16 protein-coding genes and 2 pseudogenes are annotated in these 22,005 nt (G+C 72.8%); 11 read left to right on the top strand and 7 right to left on the bottom strand.

Features of this window, described 5'->3' with window-relative positions; translation table 11 throughout:
• The first annotated feature begins 119 nt into the window (after nucleotides 1–119).
• The 3 genes and pseudogenes from ACZ3YL_RS25425 to ACZ3YL_RS25415 form a co-directional block, all read left to right on the top strand.
• Nucleotides 120–1,328: an SUKH-4 family immunity protein gene (locus tag ACZ3YL_RS25425; RefSeq protein ID WP_465659962.1), complete on the top strand. Its 1,209-nt coding sequence runs from the start codon at nucleotides 120–122 to the stop codon at nucleotides 1,326–1,328.
• Between the two features lie 124 nt (nucleotides 1,329–1,452).
• Nucleotides 1,453–1,845 carry a hypothetical protein gene (locus ACZ3YL_RS25420; RefSeq protein ID WP_188305173.1) on the top strand — a complete coding sequence of 131 codons (393 nt, stop codon included), beginning with the start codon at nucleotides 1,453–1,455 and terminating at the stop codon, nucleotides 1,843–1,845.
• Between the two features lie 115 nt (nucleotides 1,846–1,960).
• Nucleotides 1,961–2,033 (top strand): annotated as a pseudogene (locus tag ACZ3YL_RS25415) (response regulator transcription factor); the annotation flags it as partial.
• Nucleotides 2,034–2,143: 110 nt separating this feature from the next.
• On the opposite strand, the pseudogene ACZ3YL_RS25410 reads toward ACZ3YL_RS25415, so the two are convergent.
• Nucleotides 2,144–2,416 (bottom strand): annotated as a pseudogene (locus tag ACZ3YL_RS25410) (hypothetical protein); the annotation flags it as partial.
• Between the two features lie 96 nt (nucleotides 2,417–2,512).
• On the opposite strand from ACZ3YL_RS25410, the gene ACZ3YL_RS25405 reads away from it, so the two are divergent.
• Together ACZ3YL_RS25405 and ACZ3YL_RS25400 are read left to right on the top strand one after the other, a co-directional pair.
• Nucleotides 2,513–3,661 carry a DUF2332 domain-containing protein gene (locus ACZ3YL_RS25405; RefSeq protein ID WP_465659989.1) on the top strand — a complete coding sequence of 383 codons (1,149 nt, stop codon included), beginning with the start codon at nucleotides 2,513–2,515 and terminating at the stop codon, nucleotides 3,659–3,661.
• A 215-nt stretch (nucleotides 3,662–3,876) separates the two neighbouring features.
• Nucleotides 3,877–4,638 (top strand): MerR family transcriptional regulator, encoded by a 762-nt coding sequence (locus ACZ3YL_RS25400; RefSeq protein WP_465659961.1) that lies wholly within the window; start codon nucleotides 3,877–3,879, stop codon nucleotides 4,636–4,638.
• Between the two features lie 206 nt (nucleotides 4,639–4,844).
• On the opposite strand, the gene ACZ3YL_RS25395 is transcribed toward ACZ3YL_RS25400, so the two are convergent.
• On the bottom strand, nucleotides 4,845–7,235 hold the full coding sequence (locus ACZ3YL_RS25395; RefSeq protein ID WP_465659960.1) for an FtsX-like permease family protein: 2,391 nt from the start codon (nucleotides 7,233–7,235) through the stop codon (nucleotides 4,845–4,847).
• A 141-nt stretch (nucleotides 7,236–7,376) separates the two neighbouring features.
• Complete coding sequence (locus tag ACZ3YL_RS25390; RefSeq protein WP_317621431.1) at nucleotides 7,377–8,108, bottom strand: ABC transporter ATP-binding protein; 732 nt, start codon at nucleotides 8,106–8,108, stop codon at nucleotides 7,377–7,379.
• A 273-nt stretch (nucleotides 8,109–8,381) separates the two neighbouring features.
• On the opposite strand from ACZ3YL_RS25390, the gene ACZ3YL_RS25385 reads away from it, so the two are divergent.
• From ACZ3YL_RS25385 to ACZ3YL_RS25370, 4 genes are all read left to right on the top strand, one after another.
• On the top strand, nucleotides 8,382–9,833 hold the full coding sequence (locus ACZ3YL_RS25385; protein WP_465659959.1) for a sensor histidine kinase: 1,452 nt from the start codon (nucleotides 8,382–8,384) through the stop codon (nucleotides 9,831–9,833).
• Entirely contained in the window at nucleotides 9,785–10,432 is a 648-nt protein-coding gene (locus ACZ3YL_RS25380) for a response regulator (protein WP_188309087.1), read from the top strand. The genes ACZ3YL_RS25385 and ACZ3YL_RS25380 overlap by 49 nt, the downstream gene beginning before the upstream one ends.
• Before the next feature lie 353 nt (nucleotides 10,433–10,785).
• Complete coding sequence (locus tag ACZ3YL_RS25375) at nucleotides 10,786–11,868, top strand: isopenicillin N synthase family dioxygenase (RefSeq protein ID WP_465659958.1); 1,083 nt, start codon at nucleotides 10,786–10,788, stop codon at nucleotides 11,866–11,868.
• 276 nt (nucleotides 11,869–12,144) lie between these two features.
• Nucleotides 12,145–12,981, top strand: coding sequence for a MerR family transcriptional regulator (locus tag ACZ3YL_RS25370; RefSeq protein ID WP_465659957.1), 837 nt, complete (start codon nucleotides 12,145–12,147; stop codon nucleotides 12,979–12,981).
• A 105-nt stretch (nucleotides 12,982–13,086) separates the two neighbouring features.
• Here ACZ3YL_RS25370 and ACZ3YL_RS25365 read toward each other — a convergent pair whose 3' ends face one another.
• From ACZ3YL_RS25365 to ACZ3YL_RS25350, 4 genes are all read right to left on the bottom strand, one after another.
• Nucleotides 13,087–15,318, bottom strand: a complete 2,232-nt coding sequence (locus tag ACZ3YL_RS25365; protein WP_465659956.1) for a 3-hydroxyacyl-CoA dehydrogenase NAD-binding domain-containing protein — start codon at nucleotides 15,316–15,318, stop codon at nucleotides 13,087–13,089.
• 39 nt (nucleotides 15,319–15,357) lie between these two features.
• A complete protein-coding gene (locus ACZ3YL_RS25360; protein WP_188309084.1) occupies nucleotides 15,358–16,572 on the bottom strand; it encodes an acetyl-CoA C-acetyltransferase in 1,215 nt (404 codons plus the stop codon).
• Between the two features lie 189 nt (nucleotides 16,573–16,761).
• Nucleotides 16,762–17,904: an acyl-CoA dehydrogenase family protein gene (locus ACZ3YL_RS25355; protein ID WP_188309083.1), complete on the bottom strand. Its 1,143-nt coding sequence runs from the start codon at nucleotides 17,902–17,904 to the stop codon at nucleotides 16,762–16,764.
• A gap of 2 nt (nucleotides 17,905–17,906) precedes the next feature.
• Entirely contained in the window at nucleotides 17,907–19,106 is a 1,200-nt protein-coding gene (locus ACZ3YL_RS25350) for a CaiB/BaiF CoA transferase family protein (RefSeq protein WP_465659955.1), read from the bottom strand.
• A 274-nt stretch (nucleotides 19,107–19,380) separates the two neighbouring features.
• Between ACZ3YL_RS25350 and ACZ3YL_RS25345 the strand changes: the two genes are divergently transcribed.
• Nucleotides 19,381–19,848, top strand: a complete 468-nt coding sequence (locus ACZ3YL_RS25345; RefSeq protein ID WP_465659954.1) for a hypothetical protein — start codon at nucleotides 19,381–19,383, stop codon at nucleotides 19,846–19,848.
• 22 nt (nucleotides 19,849–19,870) lie between these two features.
• Nucleotides 19,871–22,000 (top strand): hypothetical protein, encoded by a 2,130-nt coding sequence (locus tag ACZ3YL_RS25340; RefSeq protein ID WP_465659953.1) that lies wholly within the window; start codon nucleotides 19,871–19,873, stop codon nucleotides 21,998–22,000.
• Nucleotides 22,001–22,005 lie beyond the last annotated feature (5 nt).

Below are 22,005 nucleotides of genomic sequence, written 5' to 3'. Positions count from 1 at the left end.
TCGCCCGGCCCGTCCGGCGGCCGCCGGCCCGGGGAAACCCCGGTGGCACTGTCGGATCGGCCCGCTAGGGTCAGGGGGTCAGGGAACGGTGAAGGGCGGGGCACGTGGGGTGTGTGCGAGTGGCCGGAGTTCCGGGCGGGGTGGTGCACGAGGGGAGCCGGGAGTTCCTGGTGCGGGAGGGGTTGCCCGCGACCGGGGCGTTCCTGGACTTCGGGGTGCTCGGCGACGGCTCGCTGAAGGCCTTCCCCAGCGCCGGAGCGGAGCGGCTCTTCGTCCTCGGGGAGACGGACTACCGCACGCCCTTCGCCGCCCTCGGCAACCTGGTGCTGCTGGACGGGACTACCGGCGAGGTGTTCCTCGGCAACGGCGGCCCCCGGCGGGATCCGCTGGCCTCCGACCTCACCGCGCTGGCCGCGCTGATCCGCGAGGTGGAGGCGGTGAGCGAGGCGGCCCGACGCCCGGACGCGCTCGACGGGCGGCGCGGGCCGGCGGTGGTGGCCGAGGTGCTGGCCAGGGCCGAGCAGCGGATGCGGAACATCGATCCCACGCTGTTCGGGCGCGCTGCCACGCCTGGCGCCGACCCCGACGCCGAGCCTGATGCCGGACACGACGCCACGCCCGATGCCACGCCGGGCGCCGTGCCGGCGCACTGGGGGACGGCACTGCTGGTGCGGGCGCTGGCCTGGGGTGCGCTGCCCGGCGGGCCGGACGGGCCCGCGTACGAGATCGGCGCGGAGCTGGTGGCCGAGCTCGCGTCGCTGACCGACGAGGACGGCGGTGCGGGCCTGGTGCACCGGTTCCGGCCGGAAGGGCTGCCCGCCGCCCTGGTGCACGAACCCACCCGACGGCTGCTGACCGAGGTCGGGCTGCCGCTCGGCGGGGCGATGTTCGGGGCGTGCGAGGAACCGCTGGTCACCATGGCGGAGGCCTACCCCGAGTACTTCGACGGCGAGGAGGAACGCCCCTACCAGCGGGACTACCTCGCGCTCGGCGACTGGCCGACCGACCTCACCATCGCCCTGGACGGCGCCACCGGCCGGCTCGAACTGCCCGACTGGTACGACGACGGCCAGCCCGAGGCCTACCTGAACCGCGACCTGTCCGCCCTGCTCTACGCCCTGTGGACGTACGAGCGGCTGCGCGCCGAGTGGGAGCGCTGGGAGTACGGCCGGGGCCGGGACACCTGGGCCGTGTTCGACCCGCAGTCGCTGCTGAGCACCGTGGTGGACCGGCTGGTCGAGGGCGTCGACCCGGACGCCTTCGCCTCGCCCGGCCGCTCCTGGCGGCTGCTCGCCGAGGACGGACACCTGGGCGGGCTGCTGGGGTGATCCGGGCCGGGGTCGCGCCGGGCCGGGGACGGGGTTACGCCGGGGTCGCGCCGGGCCGGGGACGGGGCTGTGTCGGGGTGTGATCCACGCCCGGCCGGGGCGGCCACGCCGGTACGCTGCCCCGGTGACGAACATCCGTACGGCGGCCGGGCGAAGACGGGCGACGCTCCTCGGCATCAGCGCCGCCCTCTCCCTCGCGTCGGCGGGCGGGCTGTACACCCTGCTGTACGTACGGTCGCTGGACTACGGGGAGCGCTGCGAGCGCGGCCTGGTCCCGGGCAGTGGGCGGCTGCTGGAGACGGGGGCTTCCTGGCTGCCGCCGGACGCCTGGTGCCGCTTCGAGGACCGGAGCCTGTCCACCACCCCGTTCTGGGCGCTGCTGCTGTTCTACGCGCTGCTGACCGTGGTGGTCTGGTCGGTCACCTCGCTGCTGCACACCCTCCGTCCGCGCCCCGACCCGGGGCTGGACTGGCAGCCGGGGCACGGCGTCGGTCCGGGGCGGCAGCCGGGGCGGTAGGGGCGCCTTCCGGTGGTGTGGCGGCCGAGGCGACCGAGGTGGCCCCGGCGGCCGAGGTGGCGCGGCGGCCGGAGCCGGTGTTCGAACGTACGGTGCAGGTCAATAGGGTGCCCCCGTGCGTGTATTGCTGGTGGAAGACGATGAGCCGGTCGCCGAATCGCTGCGGCGCGGGCTGCTGCGGGACGGACCTTCTCGCCCCGGGGCCTCTTCGCCGGGAAGTGCTCGAAGTAGCTCGACGAGCCCGGCCCGGTCGGTGCGGATCACCGACGAGGCGGTGGGTAAGCGGCACCGCGTCCGGGGCGTAGCGGTCGGCGACCTTCTCGGCGTCGCCGGTCTGCAGCGCCGCGTTCCACTGATCGAAGAGCGCGGCGATCTCACGCTCGGAGGCCTTGCCGCGCCGGTTCTGCTCCTCCTCCGCCTGAGCCGCCCCGACCCCGGCGGTGACGGTCCCGACGGCGAAGGTCCCGACGGTGAAGGTCTCGGCGGTGAAGGTCCCGGCGGTGAAGGTCCCGGCGGCGGCCAGCACGGCGGCGGTGCCGAGCGCGGCACGGGTACGGAGCTTGGACTTCATCGGTCCTCCTACCACGGGGAGTTGTGCACTCTTCCGGCACTTCGTCCGCCGACGGACCCACTCTCCCGGGCAGCGGGGTTAGCACCCGTACAGCAGATGGCAAAAGGCATGGCCAAGGCCGAGCCAAATTCGGTTGGCAGAAAGGAAGTACGGAACATGGACAGCACTACGGGGAGCCGCTACCTGGCATTCGCGGAACGGGAGGCGCGCGGCAACTCGCCGATGTACCGGGAGCTGGCCGAACGGACCGCCGGGGATCGGGAGTTGATCGACCTGCTGGACGGACTTCCGACCGCGAAGCGGCAGCCGAACCTGCTGTTCGGTGCGGTACGGCACCTCGGCGGACCGGTGGCGAACGGCTGGCCCGCCTTCCGCGACTGGACTGTGACGCGGTGGGCCGGGGTCTCGGCGACGATGCTGGAGCGGCGCACCCAGACCAATGAGGCGGGCCGCTGCGCCACCCTGCTGCCGCTGCTGGCCTCGCTGCCGCAGCCGCTGGCGCTGATCGAGGTGGGCGCGTCGGCGGGGCTCTGCCTGTACCCCGACCGGTATCGGTACCGGTACCACCACGGGCGCCCGGGTGGGGCCGATAGCGGTGGCGCGGTCGATTCCGGCGGCGTGGTCGATTCCGGCAGTGCGGGCGGGGAGTTCAGGGCGGGCGATTCCGGCGGTGTGGTCGGCGAATTCGGGGCCGAGGGGAGCCCGGTGACCCTGGACTGTTCGGTGAGCGGGCCGGTGCCGATGCTCGGCACCCTGCGGGAACGGCTGCCCGAGGTCGTGTGGCGGGCCGGGATCGACCTCAACCCGCTGGACGTCCGTTCCGAGGACGACATGCGGTGGCTGGAGTCACTGGTGTGGCCGGAGCAGACCCACCGTCTGGAGCGACTGCGCGGCGCCGTCCGGATCGCCCGGGCCGAACCTCCGCTGCTGGTGCGCGGCGATCTCAACGAGACCGTGAGGGAGTTGGTGGCGCAGGCGCCGGCGGGCTCGACGCCGGTGGTGTTCCACAGCGCGGTGCTCGCGTACCTGTCGCCGGAGGCACGGGAGGAGTTCGCGGCGACCATGCGGGAGCTGCCCGCCCGCTGGATCTCCAACGAGGCGGTCTCCGTCCTGCCGACCGTCGCCGAACGCCTCCCCCGCCCGGTCCCCGCCGGCTCCGGGTTGTTCGCCCTCGCCTTGGACGAGCGGCCGGTTGCCTTCACCGGGCCGCACGGGCAGTCGCTGGAGTGGTTCGCCGAGGGGTGAGCCGGCGTAGGGCGCGCGCGAGGGCCGGCCCTCGGGCCGCCCGGGCTTGAAGCTGTCGCAGCGGCAGCTTCTACCGTCGTGACCGGGGCCGGAGGAACCGGCCCCGGTCCGAGCGAACGTGCACACGTCGATGGACGGGGGACCAGACCCTGGAGACGGGGAACGGGCGACCAAACCCTGAAGACGGGAGACGGGAGACGGGAGTGGGGACGGCAATGGCCTGGCCGATCGCGGAGGTCGCCCGGATGTCGGGCGTGACCGCCCGGACCCTGCGGCACTACGACGAGATCGGGCTGCTGCCTCCCGCCCGGATCGGCTCCAACGGGCACCGCTACTACGAGGAGCGACAGTTGCTGCGGCTGCAGCAGATCCTCGTCCTGCGGGCCCTGGGCGTGGGGCTGACCGAGATCTCCCGGATCATCGGCGACCAGGTGGACGAGCTGGAGGCCCTGCGGGGCCACCACCACCGGCTGGTCGCCGAGCGCGACCGGCTCGACGCCCTCGCGACCACCGTCTCGCGCACGATCGCCGACCTGGAACGCTCCCGGAAGGACGGCACGCCCATGACCGCCATCAACCGACCCGAGAACCTGTTCGAGGGCATCCAGCCCGCCGACATCGACGCCAGCCTGCGCGACTTCCCCGAGCACGCCGAGGCGGCCCGGCACGCGACCGCCGCGATGACCCCGGCCGAGATCGAGGCCGGCCAGCGCGAGCGGACCGCACGGATGGTCCGCCTGGCCGAGTTGCTGGCGGCCGGCCACCCGGCCGACGCCGAGCCCACCCAGTGCATGATCGACGAGGAGTACCGGATGCTCAGCGGGCTCCGCACGGTCTCGCCGGAGGAGTACCTCGCCATCGCGCGCTCGTGCACGGAGAACGAGCAGTGGCACGCCGCATACGAGGCCATCACCCCGGGGCTGGCCGCCTACCAGCGCGCCGCCATGGAGGCGTACGCGGCGGCACGGCTCTCCTGAGCCAGGGGCTGGGCTCGGCCGGCGGCTGAGCCCGACGGCTGCTCGGCTTGGCGGTCGGCGGCTCGGCGGGAGGCTGGGCCCGAGGGCGGCTCGGGCCCGACAGCGGCTCGGGCCTGGCAGCGGCTCGGGCCTGACGGTCTCCGCGCCCGAGCCGCGCTCCCCGGCCGCAGCGCCGGGCCCGGAGACCGGCGCCCTCTCCCCCGCCGTCACTCCGTCCGCAGCGCCGTGACCGTCCGGGTCCGGGCGGCCCAGGTGGCCGGTAGGAGGGCGCCGAGCAGCGCCAACACCAGGCCACCGAGTATCAGTGGGCCCACCACCGACGGGGCGAACACGGTGAGGTCCTGGTCCGGCACCCCGATCCCGGCGGCGCGGGCCATCGCGGGCATCACCAGGTGGTGCACGGCGATCCCGATCGGGACCCCGATCAGCCCGGCCAGCAAGCCGCTGCCGCAGACCGAGGTGAGCACCATGCCGATGGTCTGCCGGGGCGACATCCCGAGTGCCTTGATCACCCCGAGGTCGTGCACCCGTTCCCGGGTGTCCAGCAGCACCGTGTTGAGCACCCCGAGCCCGGCGACCACGGAGAGCAGCAGGGTGAGCGTGCCCGCCAGGGTGTTCATCGCCAGCACCACGATGTTGAGGTGCTCCTCTCCGGGGTCGGCGCTCAGCCCCATCGGCTCCACCGCCGCGTCCAGCCCGTCGGCGTAGGCCTTGACGTCGGTGCCCGAGGTGAGGTCGATGTGGAAGGAGAGCGCTTCGGCGTGGATCGCGCCGCCGAGCGGATCCAGCGAGGCCCGGTCCAGGAACACCAGGTCCTCGGTGGTCAGGACCTCCCCGCTGATCCGCGCCGGAGTGCTGCGACCGTGGTCGGTGAGGGTGACGGTGTCACCGACCTTCAGCTGGTTGGCCCGTAGGAAGGCCGCGCCGACCGCCACCTCGCCGGGGCCGTGGAACCAGCTGCCCTTGACCAGTTGGAAGCCGGCCCAGGAGGCGTCACCGGTGAAGGCGACCACCTGGGACCGCCCGGTGTTCCCCGCCACGGTGACCGGGGTCGGCACGCTGCTGTACCAGGCCCGGGTGCCGGGACGGGACTCGATCGCCTTCCGCACGGCCGCCTCGTCCACGTGGTCGACGGGCTTGGAGCCGTCGAACGGGGCCTGGACCACGACCTTGCCCCCGCGATCGGCCGTCAGGCCCTGCTGGAGCGAACCCAGGGAGAGCGTCAGACCGACGCAGAGGGTGACCCCGACCGTACCGAGCACCACTGCGGCGGCGGTGGTCGCCGAGCGGCCGGGCCGGTTCAGCGGGGACGCCAGCCCGAGGCTGAACGCGCGCGACACCGGCAACCGACCGATCAGGTTCTGCAACCGGGCCGGCAGACCCGCCGCGCCGGCCCGGCCCGCCGCGCCCTCGGCGGCCGCCCGCCTGGCGCCCGGTGCCGTCCGGCCGACCGCGAGCGCCTCCACCGTGCGCAGCCGTCCGGCCCGCAGTGCGGGCACCAGCGCGGTGCCGGCCACCGCGCCCAGGGCCGCCACCGCGACCACCACGTCCACCCAGAGCGGAATACCCAGCAGCCCTCCACGCAGGGCCTTGTGGGCGATTCCGAGCACCGGCACGGACAGCAGGTTGCCCCCGGCCACGCCCAGCGCGGTGCCGATCCCGGCGGGGATCAGCGCTTGGCCGACGTAGGCGCGCGCCACCTGGGCCGGCGTGAAGCCCAAGGACTTGAGGATGCCGATCCGCCGGGTGGCGGCGCTCACCGCGCCGCTGACCACGACGCCGATGATCAGCACCGACATGGCCAGGCCGAGCACCCCGAAGGCCGTGACGAACGGGACGAAGGTCGAGGCCGTCCGGTTGGCCTCCTCGCGGGCGGGCTGGTAGCTGGTCGCCTTGGTGAGCGCACCGCCTGGCACCGCGGCGGCGATCGCCACGTGGTCGGCGTCCACCTCGGCGTTGCTGTCGGCATGGGCGAAGCGATAGAGGTACTGGGCGGCGGGTGTCGTGCCCGGGGCCGTCAGTCCGGCCACCTGCTCGGGGGCGACCCAGCCGTCCGCGCTCCAGGAGACCGAGTCGGCCAGGCCGACGACCTTGAGCGTCGGGTGCCCGGGCAGGTCCGGGAACTGCGCACTGTCCCCGACTGTCAGCGGGGAGTGCCCGTTCAGGAAGACCACCTCGCCGGGGCCCGCGATCCAGCGGCCCATGGTGATCCGCAGGTCGTCCATCGGGCCGTCCTGGGCACGGCCGACCAGCGTCATCGGCGGCAGCAGGCTGCCGGGCGGCGGGATCTTGGTGTCCGGGCCGGAACGCGGCTGGAGGGTGACCGCCGCGTAGGGACCGGCCGAGGCCGTCACCCCGGGCGCGTGCGCGGCCGCGGCGAGTTGGGCGGGGCTCGCCTTGGCCTGGTCGTACAGCACGTTGAGGTGCGCGCCGTGCTGGTCGGCGAAGGAGCGCTCGTACGGGGCCTGGGCGGCCACCAGCAGCCCGAGTGCGAGGATGCACGCCGTCACGGACATCATCGTGGTGAGCACCATCACCAGGGTCTGCACCCGCTTGCGGCCGACCCCGGCCCGGACCACCTTTCCCATCGCACTCATGCGCCCACCTCGCTGCGCTCGGCAGGGGCATTCGCCCACACGCACCTCTTGATGACTCGCTCGCTCCGCTCACTCATGCGCCCACCCCACTGCGCTCGGCAGGGGCATTCGCCCACACGCACCCCTTGATGACTCGCTCACTCATGCGCCCACCCCGCTCCGACCACCTGACGCCGACGCCGGCACCGCCGCCGTGTCCCGGACCAGGCGGCCGTCGAGCAGCTCGATCGTCCGGTCGGCGCAGGCCTCGGCGAGCGTGGTGTCATGGGTGACCAGCAGGATCGTCTGGCCCTCCACGTTGAGCTGGCGGAGCAGGTCGCGGACGTCGGCGGCGGAGGTGCTGTCCAGCGCCCCGGTGGGTTCGTCGGCCAGCAGCAGCGGCGGGCGGTTCATCAGCGCCCGTGCCACGGCGACGCGTTGGCGCTCACCACCGGAGAGCCGACCTGGGAACGCCTTGGCGTGCCGGGCCACTCCGAGCCGCTCCAGCAGCTCCCCGGAGCGGGCCCTGGCCTGCTCCCGCCGCACCCCGGCGAGTTGGGCCGGGAGCAACACGTTGTCCTCCACGTTCAGGTCGTCCAGCAGGTTGAAGAACTGGAACACCATGCCGATCCGCCTCCGCCGGTACTCGGCCAGCGCGGCCTCGCCGAGCTCGTGGACGGCCACGCCGTCCACCTCGACGCTGCCCTCGCTCGGGCGGTCGAGGCCGGCGATCAGGTTCAGCAGGGTGGACTTGCCGCTGCCCGAGCGGCCGAGCACGGCCAGCGCCTCTCCGGCCCGCACCTCGAGGTCGAGTTCGGCCAGGGCGGGACGGGCGGCGTCGGATCGGTCGTACGTCTTGCTGACGCCGCGGATCCTGATGATCGGCGCGTTCACGGGCCCTCCACTGTTCGGGGTCCGGCACCGGGGGGGACCGGGCCGGCTGACGGAACATCACGCTACGAATCCGGGACCGGGTGCAGACAGCCGTCTAAGCGGCGTCCTCGGGGTGTATCCAGATACACCCCGAACTGGGTGTTCAGACCTAGAGCGTCGGGCTTTCGAGCGGGGCAGACTGACTCAGCGAAAGATCGGGACGGAGGCCGACGGGGGCTCCGGAACCCAGGCTTCGAGCCCTCGGACGGGGGCTCAGGACGGAGGGGGCGCGACATGAGGGCACGAGAAACCGGCCGGGCGGCCCGGCGGGTGGGCCGGGCCTGTGTGGACGGCGTGCGCGCCTGGTACGTGGTGACGTTGGCCGTGACGGGTTTGATCTCGCTGCTGGCCGGACCGGTCGTGCTGGGCGCCGCGCTGCTCGGGCCCGACGAGTCCCGGCCGTTCGGCCTGGGCGGGCCACTGATCCTGGCGGTGCCCCTGGGCCCGGTCGCCCTGTGGGCGCTCTGCTGGGCCACCGGCGGCGGCGGCCGGGCGGTCGGGGCCGTGCTGTTCGCCCCCGGCTCGCTCGCGGTGACGGCGACCCACCTGTACGGCGGCGCCGCACCCGGCGGGCGGTCCGTCTCGCTCTGGCTGGCACCCTCACTGCTGGTACTCGGGCTGTTCGGCGCGCGCTGGATCGCCACCGAGACCCGGCGGGTCGTCGACCGGTGGAACGGGCGGCCGATCCCGGCGCCGTACCGCCACCCGGCCGGCGGGGGCGGATCCTGGCAGCGGCTGCGGTCCGGCGGCTGGCTGGCCGACCCGGCTACCTGGAGGGACCTCGCCTGGGCGCTGCTCAGCGGACTCACCGTGCTGTTCACGGCCGCGATCGTGCTGCTGACTCCGGTCGCCATGGAGATCTTCGGGCGGAACGGGCTGCTGTTCCCGCTGGTGATCGTCTACGGCATGGGTGTCTGGGTGGCCCCGTTCGCGATCCTGTGGGCCGCCCCGCCCGTCCTGCGGATGCACGAGAAGGCCGCGCGGTCCCTGCTCGGACCGTCCCAGCGAGCCGAACTCACCCGCCAGGTCAGCCACCTGGCACGCACCCGGGCGGACACCATCGACGCCGGTGCGGCCGAGCTACGCCGGATCGAGCGGGACCTCCACGACGGGGCGCAGGCCCGGCTGGTGGCGCTGGGCATGCTGCTGACCGTCGCCGAGCAGGTGAAGCACGACCCGGAGGCCCTCGGGCCGCTGCTGGTCGAGGCCCGTACCTCCTCGGTGAAGGCGCTGAGCGAGCTGCGGGACCTGGTCCGGGGCATCCACCCACCCGTGCTGGCCGACCGCGGCCTGGCCGACGCGGTGGAGGCGACCGCGCTGGACCTGCCACTGCCGGTCACCTTCGCCGGCAGCCTGCCCGGCCGGGCCCCGGCCCCGGTGGAATCGGCCGCCTACTTCGCGGTGAGCGAGCTGCTGGCCAACACGGTGAAACACGCCGGGGCCTCGCACGTATGGATCGAGATAGGGCACAGTGACGGGCTGCTGCGGATATCGGTCACCGACGACGGGCGCGGAGGAGCGGACCCGTCCCGGGGCACCGGCCTCAGCGGAACCGAACGCCGACTGGCCGCCTTCGACGGGGTGCTCGCGATCAGCAGCCCGTCCGGTGGTCCGACCATCGTGAACCTGGAGATCCCGTGCGCGTTGTCATCGCGGAAGACCTCTTCCTCCTCCGAGACGGGCTGACCCGGCTACTGGAGGCCAACGGCATGAAGGTCACCGCGGCGGTCGAGAACGGCGAGCAGTTGCTCGCCGCGGTGGCCGCGGACCGACCCGACATCGCCGTGGTCGACGTGCGGCTGCCGCCGAGCTTCACGGACGAGGGGCTGCGCGCGGCACTGGCGGCCCGGCAGGCCCACCCGGGCCTGCCCGTGCTGGTGCTGTCGCAGTTCGTGGAGCAGCTCTACGCCCGCGAGCTGCTGGCCGGCAGCTCGGGCGGGATCGGCTACCTGCTCAAGGACCGTGTGCTGGACGGCTCGCAGTTCCTCGACGCCGTCCGGCGGGTCGCCCAGGGCGGTACCGCGATGGACCCGGAGGTGATCACCCGGCTGCTCACCCACAACTCCTCGGCCGGCCCGGTCTCCACCCTCTCCCCCCGAGAACGGCAGGTGCTGGCGCTGATGGCCGAGGGCCGCTCGAACGCGGCGATCGCCCAGCAGCTGGTGATCACCGAGCGGGCGGTAGCCAAGCACACCGCGTCGATCTTCGTGCGGCTCGGCCTCCAGCCCTCCGACGACGACAACCGCCGCGTCCTGGCCGTCCTGGCCCACCTCAACAACGCCTGACGACCCTCGATCCCCCATGCCACCCGACATCGCCCCACACCGAACGCGTGCAGACTGACACATCCCTGACAAATGACGAGTGACTTTCCGCCCCAGGGGGCTCGCCCGCCACCGAACGGGTCCTCTACCCTGGTGAGGTGCTCATCCTTGTTCGCCGTCGCCACGTGGACCTGCTCCGCGTGACGAGCATGTCCTGTCGACGCTCCGGCTGAACCTCGCGCCAACCCTCATGGCGGCCCAGAGCGGCCGCCACCACCTCCCGGCTACCGGAGCACCCGCCGCACCAGGCGCGGCTCCGGCCTCCCCTGGTCGACCACCGGGACCAGCCGGGACGAGACCAGCGGATGTCACAGATGATGCAGCAGCACGCCCCCATATCCGGAACCGGCTCCACCGCGGCGGCCCACCCCGAGGTCCTCGCCGAGAACCGCCCCGAGGCCCATCCCGAGGCCCTCCCGGTGATCGACCTCTCGCTCGCCGACGGCAGCCCGGAGGACCGCCGCCGACTGCACGACGAGCTCCGCTCCGCGGCCACCGGCGTCGGCTTCTTCCAGCTCGTCGGCCACGGCATCACCCCGGAGGAAACCGCCGCGCTCACCGGAGCCATGCGCGCCTTCTTCGCCCTCCCCGAGGCCGACCGGCTCTCCGTGAGCAACCTCAACTCCCCCCACTACCGCGGCTACACCCGTACCGGCGACGAGCGCACCGGCGGCAGCCAGGACTGGCGCGACCAGCTGGACATCGGCGCCGAGCTGCCCCCGCACACCCCCGGCACCGGCGAGCCCCCGTACTGGTGGCTGGAGGGCCCCAACCAGTGGCCGGCCGCGCTCCCCGAGCTGCGCACCGCCGCCCTCGGCTGGATCGACCACCTCGGCACGGTCGCCCGGCGCCTGCTGCACGAACTCCTCACCTCGATCGGCGCCCGCCCCGACTTCTACGACGACGCCTTCGCCGGCCACCCCCACCTGCGCCTCAAGCTGGTCCGCTACCCCGGTACCGCCCCGGACGGCGCCGGTCAGGGCGTCGGCGCCCACAAGGACTACGGCTTCATCACCCTGCTGCTCCAGGACACCGTCGGCGGACTCCAGGTCGAGCGCCCGGACGGTACCTTCCTGGACGTCCCGCCGCTCGACGGCGCCTTCGTGGTCAACCTCGGCGAGCTCCTGGAGGTGGCCACCGACGGTTACCTCAAGGCCACCAACCACCGCGTGGTCAGCCCGGCCGGGGCCCGCGAACGCTACTCCGTCCCGTTCTTCTACAACCCCCGCCTCGACGCCCACATCGAGCCGCTCGACTTCCCCCTCGCCCACCACGCCCCCGGCGCCACCGAGGACCCGGCCAACCCTCTCTTCGCCGACTTCGGCTTCAACGAGTGGAAGGGCTACACCCGGGCCCACCCCGAGGTCACCCGCCGCCACCACGCCGCCCTCGCCTGACCGGACCGCTGGACGGCCAGACCACCGGACTGCCGGACCACCAGACCACCGGCCAACCAGCGCCCGACCGAGTGCCCGACCCACCGGTCGACCCAGCGACCGACCCAGCGACCGACGGCTCGAACGAGAACGACCGGACCAGCACGCCCCCGTACACCGGTGCGCGGGCCGGTCCGGTCGTTCGGGCTGCCGTCACGCCGTCCGATGGACCTGATCGCACTGCACTGTCACACTGCTGCTGTCACAGCAGGAGTGTGCCAGCGCGGGAGGCAGCAGATGGGGGAGCACGGCGCCGGGGTGGGCGAGGTGCGGCTGACGGTGGACGAGTTGGCGGCACGGGCCGGGGTGACGGTGCGGACCGTACGGTTCTACGGGACGAAGGGGCTGCTGCCACCGCCCGAGTTGGGGCCGCGGCGGGTGGGCCTGTACGGGGCGGCGCACCTGGACCGGCTGGGACTGATCGAGGAGTTGCAGCGGCAGGGGCTGACGCTGGCCGCGATCGAGCGGTACCTGGCCCGGCTGCCGGAGGACAGCACCCCGCTGGGCCTGGCGATCCACCGGGCGCTGGTGGCGTCCTGGACGCCGGAGGCGGCCGAGGAGGTGGGCCGGGCGCAGTTGGAGCGGCGGGCCGGTCGGGGGCTGTCGGAGGAGCAGGTGGAACGCCTGGTCGCGATGGGAGCGCTGGAGCGCACGGCCGACCCGGAGGTGTTCCGGGCGGACCCGGGCCTGCTGCCGCTGGGCGTGCGGATCCTGGACGTGCCGATCCCGCTGGAGACGCTGCTGGCCGCCCGGGCGGTGGTGGTGGAGCACAGCCGGGCGACAGCGCGGGAGTTGCAGCGGCTGTTCCGGGAGACGGTGTGGAAGCCGTACCGGGAGAGCGAGCCGGACCCGGCGGAGCTGGCCCGGATGAAGGAGCTGACCGACCACATCCAGCCGATGGTGGCGCAGGCGCTGGTCACCGCGTTCCAGCGGTCGCTGCGCGAGGAGTTGCGCACGGAGTTGAGCGAGGAGTTGAGCGAGGAGTTGAGCGAGGAGTTGAGCGAGGAACCGGGGCAGAAGTCGGGCGAGGAGCCGGGTGAGGCCGTGCACGCACACGGCACGACCTCACCCTGATCCCTCGGCCTGCCACCGATAGCCCGACCGCCACGGCCGACCACCACGGCCGACCACCGCCGGCCAGCCGACGACGGTCAGTCGCCGAAGGTCAGTCGCCGGCGGTCAGTCGCCGAAGGTCCGCCCCTCCGCCGCGATCCGCTCCAGCAGTGCCGGCGGTGCGAACCGCTCGCCGTACGCGGCGGCGAGTTCGCGGGCGCGGGCCGCGAAGCCGGCCGGGCCGCCCTCGTACCCGTTGATGTACTGGAACACGCCGCCCGTCCAGGCCGGGAAGCCGATGCCCAGGATGGAGCCCACGTTGGCGTCGGCGACCGAGGTGAGCACCCCCTCCTCCAGGCAGCGCACCGAGTCGAGCGCCTCGCTGAACAGCATCCGCTCCTTGAGGTCCTCGAACGGAACCGCGGACGAGCCCTCGAACGGGGCCCCGGCGGCGGCCCCGGCGGCCTTGGCGGCCGCGCCGTCCGCGCCCGAAGCCGAGAAGTGCTCCAGCAGCCCCGGCCAGAGCCGGCCGCGCTTGCCGTCCTCGCCGTACTCGTAGAAGCCCGCGCCGCCGCTGCGCCCGGGGCGGCCGAACTCGTCGACCATCCGGTCCACCACCGCGTCGGCCGGGTGCGGGGTCCAGCTGCCGCCGGCGGCCTCGACCGCGCGCCGGTACTCGTCGCGGATCTTGCGCGGCAGGGTGAGGGTGAGCTCGTCCATCAGGGAGAGCACCTTGGCGGGGTAGCCGGCCTGGGCGGCGGCCTGCTCGATGGAGGACGGGTGGATGCCCTCGCCGACCATGGCGACGCCCTCGTTGAGGAACTGGCCGATCACCCGGGAGGTGAAGAAGCCGCGCGAGTCGTTGACCACGATCGGCGTCTTGTCGATCTGCCGGACCAGGTCGAAGGCGCGGGCGAGCGCCTCGTCGCCGGTCTGCGGGCCGCGGATGATCTCGACCAGGCGCATCTTGTCGACCGGCGAGAAGAAGTGCAGGCCGATGAAGTCGCCGGTGCGCTGGACGCCTTCGGCGAGCACGCCGATCGGCAGGGTGGAGGTGTTGGAGCAGAGCAGCGCGTCGGGGGCGACCACGCCCTCGATCTCCTGGAACACCTTGTGCTTGAGCTCGGTGTTCTCGAAGACGGCCTCGATCACCGCGTCACAGCCGGCCAGGTCGGCGGCGTCGGAGCTGGGGGTGATCCGGGCGAGCAGGGCGTCGCGCTTGGCCGCGGTGGAGCGGCCACGGGCGATGGCCTTGTTCAGCAGGTTCTCGGAGTAGGCCTTTCCGCGCTCGGCGGCCTCGGCGCTGACGTCCTTGAGCACGACCTCGATGCCGGCCTTGGCGCAGGCGTAGGCGATGCCGGCCCCCATCATCCCGGCGCCGAGCACCGCGACCTTGCGGACCAGCCGCTTCTCGACGTCCTTGGGGCGCCCGGCACCGGAGTTGACCGTCTGCATGTCGAAGAACAGCGCCTGGATCATGTTCTTGCTGGTCTGCCCGCAGGCCAGCTCGGTGAAGTACCGGGCCTCGATCACCATCGCGGTGTCGACGTCGACCTGGCTGCTCTCCACGGCCGCTGCCAGCACGTTGCGCGGGGCCGGGTAGGGGGCGCCGTTGAGCTGCTTGCGCAGGTTGGCCGGGAAGGCCGGCAGATTGGCGGCGAAGGCGGGGGTGGCGGGGGTGCCGCCGGGGATCTTGTAGCCCTTGACGTCCCAGGGCTGGACGGCGGTCGGGTTGGCCTCGATCCAGGCCTTCGCCCGTGCGGTCAGCTCCTCCGGGGTGTCGACCAGTTCGTGCACCAGTCCGTGCTCCAGCGCCTGCACCGGGCGGTATTGGCGGCCCTGCAGCAGGAACTTCAGCAGGGCGTCGGTGATGCCGAACAGCCGCACCGTGCGGACCACACCGCCGCCGCCCGGCAGTAGGCCGAGGGTGACCTCGGGCAGGCCGAGCCGGCTGGCGGGGGTGTCCAGCGCGATCCGGTGGTGACAGGCGAGGGCGATCTCCAGTCCGCCGCCGAGGGCGCTGCCGTTGACGGCGGCGACGACGGGCTTGCCGAGGGTCTCCAGCGTGCGCAGCGAGCGCTTGATCCGCATGGACTTCTCGAAGACGGCCTCGGCGTCCTCGGGGCGGGCGGCGGAGAGCATGCGCAGGTCGCCGCCGGCGAAGAAGGTCTTCTTGCCGGAGGTGATCACCACGCCGCGCAGCGCGTCCCCCAGGCTGGTCAGCCGCTCGACCACGGCCTCGAAGTCGGCCGTGAAGGCCTCGTTCATGGTGTTGACGGACTGGGTGGGGTCGTCGAGGACGAGGGTGACCACGCCGTCCTGGTCCTGCTCCCAGCGGATGGTGGTGGTGTCGCTCATGAGTTCAAGGTCTCCAGGTCTACCGAGGGAGGGAGGGAGTCAGACGCGCTCGACGATGGTGGCGACGCCCATGCCACCGCCCACGCACAGGGTGATCAGGCCGTAGCGCAGGTCGCGCCGCTCCAACTCGTCGACGACGGTGCCGAGCAGCATCGCGCCGGTGGCGCCGAGCGGGTGGCCGAGGGCGATCGCGCCGCCGTTGACGTTCACCTGGTCGTGCCGGAAGCCGAGTTCGCCGATGAAGCGCAGGGCGACCGCCGCGAAGGCCTCGTTGATCTCGACCAGGTCGATGTCGGCGGCGGTGAGCCCGGCCTTGGCGAGTGCCTTGCGGGTGGCCGGGGCGGGGCCGGTGAGCATGATGGTGGGCTCGGAGCCGGAGACGGCGGCGGAGACGATCCGGGCGCGCGGGCGCAGCCCGTACCGCTCGCCGACCTCGCGGTTGCCGATCGCGACGAGCGCGGCGCCGTCCACGATGCCGGAGGAGTTGCCCGCGTGGTGGACGTGGTCGATGGCCTCGACCCAGTGGTACTTCTGCAGGGCGACGGCGTCGAAGCCGCCGGCCTCGCCGATCGCGGCGAAGGACGGCTTGAGGCCGGCCAGGGTCTCGACGGTGGTGCCGGGGCGGATGAACTCATCGCGCTCCAGCACGACCAGGCCGTTGCGGTCGCGGACCGGGACGACCGAGCGGTCGAACAGGCCGTCGGCCTGGGCCTTGGCGGCGCGGGCCTGGGACTCGGCGGCGAAGGCGTCGACATCGGTGCGGGAGAAGCCCCCGATGGTGGCGATGAGGTCGGCGCCGATGCCCTGCGGGGCGAAGTTGGTCTCGTACGAGGTCATCGGGTCGGCGAACCAGGCGCCACCGTCGGAGGCCATCTTGACCCGGGACATCGACTCCACGCCGCCGGCCAGGATCAGGTCCTCCCAGCCCGAACGGACCTTGGCGGCGGCCAGGTTGACGGCCTCCAGGCCGGAGGCGCAGAAGCGGTTCTCCTGGACGCCGGCCACCGTGTCGGGCAGACCGGCCGCGATGGCGGCGATCCGGGCGATGTCGGAGCCCTGGTCGCCGACCGGGCTGACCACGCCGAGCACGATGTCGTCGATCGCAGCCGGGTCCAACTCGGGGTAGCGCCGGCGCACTTCGTGGATCAGGCCGACGACCAGGTCGATCGGCTTGGTGCCGTGCAGCGAGCCGGTGGCCTTGCCGCGGCCGCGCGGGGTGCGGATCGCGTCGTAGACGTACGCTTCGGTGGTCACGATGGGAATGCCTTTCGGGGCGAGGGTTCCTGCGGGTCCGGGGGGAGGGTTCCTGCGGGCCCGGGGGCGGTTCCTGCAGGTCCGGGAGGGGAGGGTTCCTGCCGGTCCGGGGGCGGTTCCTGCCGGCCGCCGCCGGCGGGGCCTCCGCCTTCCGGGGGCCTGGAGAGCTGGGGTGCCGGGCGGCGGGGCTCAGCCGAGGATGGAGCGGCCGACGATCTCCTTCATGATCTCGGTGGTGCCGCCGTAGATCGTCTGGATCCGGCCGTCGGTGAACGCCCGGGCAACCGGGAACTCGCTCATGTACCCGTAGCCGCCGTGGAGTTGGAGGCACCGGTCGGCCGTGCGCTTCTGCAGTTCGGTGGCCCACCACTTGGCCATCGAGGCGTCGGCCGGGGTGAGCGCGTAGCGGTTGTGCTCGGTGATGCAGCGGTCGACGAAGGTCCGGGTGATCGCGCACTCGGTGGCCAGTTCGGCGATCTCGAAGCGGACGTGCTGGAGCTTGGCCAGCGGACGGCCGAAGGCCTCGCGCTGCTTGACGTAGTCGGTGGTGATCTCCACCAGGTACTCGGCGCCGGCGATCGCCGCGGCGGCGATGGCCAGCCGCTCCTGGGCGAGGTTCTGCATCAGGTGGACGAAGCCGCCGTTGAGCTCGCCGAGCAGGTTCTCCTTCGGCACCCGGACGTCCTCGAAGAACAACTCGGCGGTGTCCTGGGCCTTCTGGCCGATCTTGTCCAGGTTGCGGCCGCGCTCGAACCCGGGCGTGCCGCGCTCGACGGCCAGCAGGCTCAGCCCGTGCGCGCCGCCCTCGGGCGTGGTCCGGGCGACCACGATGACCAGGTCGGCCAGGATGCCGTTGGAGATGAAGGTCTTGGCGCCGTTGAGCAGGAAGTGGTCACCCTGGTCGACCGCCTGGGTGCGGATGCCCTGGAGGTCGGAGCCGGTGCCCGGCTCGGTCATCGCGATCGCGGTGATCAGCTCGCCGCTGCAGAAACCCGGCAGCCAGCGGCGCTTCTGCTCCTCGGTGGCCAGCGAGGTGAGGTACGGGCCGATGATGTCGTTGTGCAGCCCGATCGCCAGTCCGGAGGCCCCGGCCCGGGCGAACTCCTCGGCCAGCACGGCGGCGTAGCGGAAGTCCGGGGCGCCGCCACCGCCGAACTCCTCGGGCACGGCGATCCCGAGCAGCCCCTGTCGGCCGGCCGCCAGCCAGACCGAGCGGTCGACGATGCCCGCCTTCTCCCAGCGGTCGTAGTGCGGCAGCACCTCCTTGGCGAGGAAGGCCTTCACGGTGGCCCGGAAGTCCTCGTGCTGCTCGGTGAAGATCTCGCGCTGCAACGCTACTCCCCTTGTTCTGCTGTGGAGTTGACGGATTCGGTGTCGCCGGCCGCGGGGTGGAGCGCCGGAACGCCCCAGTCCCGGGCCACCTCGGCGGTGTCCACCCCCGGCCGGGCCGGCGGGCGGCGCAGCGCGGCGGGGGTGGCGGAGAAGCGCGGGGCGGGGGCGGGCTGGGTCACGCCACCCGCCTCGACGTACGTCCCACGCGCCAACAGGTGCTGTTCGCCCGCTGCTTGACGCATCGTCAGCACCGGCTCCACGCAGGCGTCCGAACCGGCGAAGACGGCCTCCCACTCGCCCCTGGTCCGGGTGGCGAAGCGGGCCGCGATCAGCGCGCGCAGTTCGGGCCAGCGGGCGAGGTCGTACTGGCCGGGCGCGTCCGGGCCCAGGTCCAGCAGTCGGGCGAACTCGGCGTAGAACCGGGGCTCCAGGGCGCCCACCGCGAGGTGGCCGCCGTCGGCGGCCCGGTAGATCGCGTAGAACGGCGCGCCGCCGTCGAGCAGGTTGACGCCCCGGCGGTCCTGCCAGTGGCCGGCCGCGAGCAGGCCCCACAGCATGCTGCCGAGGTGCGCCGCGCCGTCCACGATCGCGGCGTCGACCACCTGCCCGGCCCCGGTCGCGCGGGCGTGGTGCAGCCCGGCGAGCAGGCCGACGACCAGGTAGAGCGAGCCGCCCGCGTAGTCGCCGAGCAGGTTCGCCGGGATCCCGGGCGGCGCGTCGGCCCCGCCCGGCGAGGCGACCAGCCCGAGCACCCCGGCCACCGCCGCGTACCCGAGGTCGTGCCCGGCAGTGGCGGCCCGCGGCCCCTGCTGCCCCCAGCCGGTCATCCGCCCGTACACCAGCGCCGGGTTGCGCGCCAGGCACGCCTCGGGGCCCACCCCGAGCCGCTCCGCCACACCGGGCCGGTAGCCCTCGATCAGCAGGTCGGCCCGCTCGACCAGGTCCAGCACCAGGCCGGGCCCCTCGGGCGACTTGAGGTCGACCAGCACCGACCGCTTGTTCCGGTTGGTGAGGTCGTACGCCGGATCGGTGCCGAGCGGCGACGGCTCCGGGCGGTCCACCCGCACCACGTCCGCCCCGAGATCGCCCAACAGCATCGCCGCGAACGGCCCCGGCCCGATCCCGGCGAGCTCGACCACTCGCACACCCGCCAACGGCCCGGGGCCACCCGCACCGGCCGCTGGACCGCTTGTGTCACGCACTGGCCTGTCACGCACTGGCCGCAGAACCCTTCGGGGTTTGACAGTAAAGCTGTAACACTCGCGATGATAGGCAAGCGACCCGTCGGTAACAAGACCTCGGCCCCGGCCCCGTGTCGCCAATTCACCCGTGCCGAACCTCTGATGGAACCGGCGACTCCCAGTGCAACCGCCACCACGTAGGGTGCGTCGGCGTACTGACGGAGGGTGCCTGTACGGTCGTCATGCCGCGAAGGGCACACGAACCCTTTGCCGAGTCGGGGAGGACTGATTACACATGGGCAGCCCGTACTTCACCACCGGACCGGTCGCCCCGGCGACGGACCCGATGCCGAGCACGCCGAAGAAGTCGCCGTACGCCCCGCCGACGTCGGCCGATGGCGGCAGTACGGTGCCGCCGTTCCCACTGCTCCCCCCGGGCCGGCCCACCACCCGGCTGGACACCCCGTACGAGCTCACCGCATCGGCCGGGCTGGCCCGGCAGATCGCCACCGACCTCGACGACGCCAACGCCAAGGCGGGGCCCGGCGCGCACAGCCTCACCGAGTACGCGAGCACCGCGTCGACCCGGATCCGCGGCTTCTCCTTCGGCGGCGCCCTCACCGACAGCACCGAGCGGTGGCTGCAGCAGTGCAAGGCCCTGCACGGCAAGGTCGACAACGCCGCCACCAGCCTCGACCGGACCCGCGAGTACTACCACGGCAACGAGATCACCACCGTCGCCGATCTCCGCGCCACCCGCTAGCCAGCACAGGGGGAACACACCGATGGTGTCCTTCAAGGAACTGCACGAGGCCGACTTCTCCGGGGTCTCCGACGCCGCCGAGGCATGGGCCGGGGTCGCCAAGGCCCTCACCGCCCTCGACGGCCGGGTCGCCAAGGACCTCACCGGCACCGCCCAGCGGGCCGGTTGGAAGGGCGAGGCCGCCGACGAGGCGACCAAGGTGATGCAGGGCATCGACGGCGACTTCAAACAGGCCTCGGCCGTCGCCACCGCCCTCGCCGCGATCATGAAGACCGCCGCCGAGGACTTCGCCGCCGCCCGCCGCGACCTCGACACGGCTCTCCACGACGCCCAGACCGAGGAACTGACCGTCTCCGCTGACGGCGCCGTGAGCTGGAGCCTGCCGAAGGGCGCCAGGAACGACCCCGACAGCGCGACGCTGGCCCGGGACCTGGACGCCAAGGCCAAAGCCATCGCGGCCCGCCTCACCAAGGCCGTCGAGAAGGCCTCGCTCGCCGACCAGCGCGCCACCGTCGACCTCCGGGCCGACATCGGCACCAGCACCACCGCCTTCAACCCCACCCCGGGCGGCGGCGGCCCGGTCGCCGACGCCAAGCGGGCCACCGACCTGATGGCGAAGGGCGGCAGCCTCTCCGACGACCAGCTCAAGCAGCTCCAGACCCTGCTGGCCGCCAACGCGGAAAACAAGGACTTCGCCACCACCCTGCTCAACGGCCTCGACCACGGCGGCAAGACCGGCCCGGAAGCCTTCCTGGAGTACAGCAAGGCCTACGGCGACCTCGCCCACGGCAACCACAACGCCAAGGGCTACCAGGACGTCTACGGCAACCTGTCGGTGGCCCTCGCCACCGCCACCCGCGACGGCGGCATGGGCAAGGACTGGGAGGCCGGACTCCTGGCGGCCGCCCGCCGCCCGGGCGGCTCGGCGGCGGGGTGGAACGACAACTACCCGGCGCTGACGGCGCTGATGAACGCGAAGGGCAGTTTCGACAAGGGCTTCCTGATCAAGGTCGGTACGGATCTGGTCGACTACGAGCGCGGCAGCAAGCTGAAGGGCGAGCAACTCTGGGGCCCTGACTGGAACAACGTCGTCGGCCATCAGGGCGATCCGATGCGGGACCTCATGCAGGTCATGAGCCGCAGCCCCGAGGCCGCGAAGGAGTTCTTCGACCCGGCCGCCGGCAAGAATCTCGACTACCTGCTCAAGGCCCGCCGTTGGCCCGACCAGGGCAATGAGCACAACGAACTGGACACACTCGCCCGGGACACCGCACGCGGGGCGTTCGGTGACGCGCTGGAAGCCGCCACCACCGGTCGTGATCCGCACGGCGACCAACCGCCCGTCCGCCCGCACGACGCGGCCATGGCGCGCATCATGTCCGACACGATCAATCACTTCGGCGGAGATTCGGCCGGCCGTGCGACCGAACTCCCGGCCGCACTGCGCCGCCCGTTCGGCGACATGATCGCCGACTACTCGGCCGACACCTACGAGATCCTCGGCAAGGAACTCGTGGGACACTCCGAGACCAGTGGGTTGACCATCGACCGGGACAAGCTCATCCGGACCATCCGGGGCGTGGCCGAGGATCCGGAGGCGTTCAAGGCCATCCACTACGCCGAGAGTCGGGAACTGGCCCGGCGGCTCGACACCTACCCGGCCGACGCCTTCAAGCCGGACGTCACCGGTCGCCCCAACCCCGGGATCGAGGGCTTCGTCCAGGAGGCCGGACAGGTGCTGGGTGTCCTCAGCGGCACCCAGTCCGACGTCATGACCCGCCATCACGACGATGTGGTGTTCCAGACCAACTGGCAGGCGAAGATGGCCTACCACGCCATCGGCACCCCGCTGACCCCCGTACCGGTGGTGGGCGACCTGGTCCAGCGACTCGTCGACGTCGGCACGTCCGAGTGGGCGAACGGACTCAACTCCGCCCAGGACCAGCAGACCCAGGCGGACCTGTCCAAGATGTTCAGCTCGGGTGAACAACAGCTCAAGAGCATGATCACGGAGCGGGCCGAACAGGCCGGTCTGAGCAAGCCGGAGATCACCGACACCGGAAGCGTGCCGCAGAAGCTCCTCCGCGAGGTGTCCGGCAGCTACGGCACCGGCATCAACGAGACCTACCGGAACGCGCTGGGTGGGCGCTGAGTCGT

This window comes from Kitasatospora sp. NPDC023176 (genome assembly GCF_055560495.1).
This window is presented reverse-complemented; position numbering and strand designations above follow the sequence as displayed.

Bases quoted from the DNA above. Each gene is read 5' to 3' on its own strand.
- ACZ3YL_RS25400 (WP_465659961.1), top strand. From the start codon at position 3,877: ATGGCCTGGCCGATCGCGGAGGTCGCCCGGATGTCGGGCGTGACCGCC.
- ACZ3YL_RS25345 (WP_465659954.1), top strand. From the start codon at position 19,381: ATGGGCAGCCCGTACTTCACCACCGGACCGGTCGCCCCGGCGACGGAC.
- ACZ3YL_RS25370 (WP_465659957.1), top strand. From the start codon at position 12,145: ATGGGGGAGCACGGCGCCGGGGTGGGCGAGGTGCGGCTGACGGTGGAC.
- ACZ3YL_RS25385 (WP_465659959.1), top strand. From the start codon at position 8,382: ATGAGGGCACGAGAAACCGGCCGGGCGGCCCGGCGGGTGGGCCGGGCC.
- ACZ3YL_RS25405 (WP_465659989.1), top strand. From the start codon at position 2,513: ATGGCAAAAGGCATGGCCAAGGCCGAGCCAAATTCGGTTGGCAGAAAG.
- ACZ3YL_RS25395 (WP_465659960.1), bottom strand. From the start codon at position 7,235: ATGAGTGCGATGGGAAAGGTGGTCCGGGCCGGGGTCGGCCGCAAGCGG.
- ACZ3YL_RS25365 (WP_465659956.1), bottom strand. From the start codon at position 15,318: ATGAGCGACACCACCACCATCCGCTGGGAGCAGGACCAGGACGGCGTG.
- ACZ3YL_RS25375 (WP_465659958.1), top strand. From the start codon at position 10,786: ATGATGCAGCAGCACGCCCCCATATCCGGAACCGGCTCCACCGCGGCG.
- ACZ3YL_RS25340 (WP_465659953.1), top strand. From the start codon at position 19,871: ATGGTGTCCTTCAAGGAACTGCACGAGGCCGACTTCTCCGGGGTCTCC.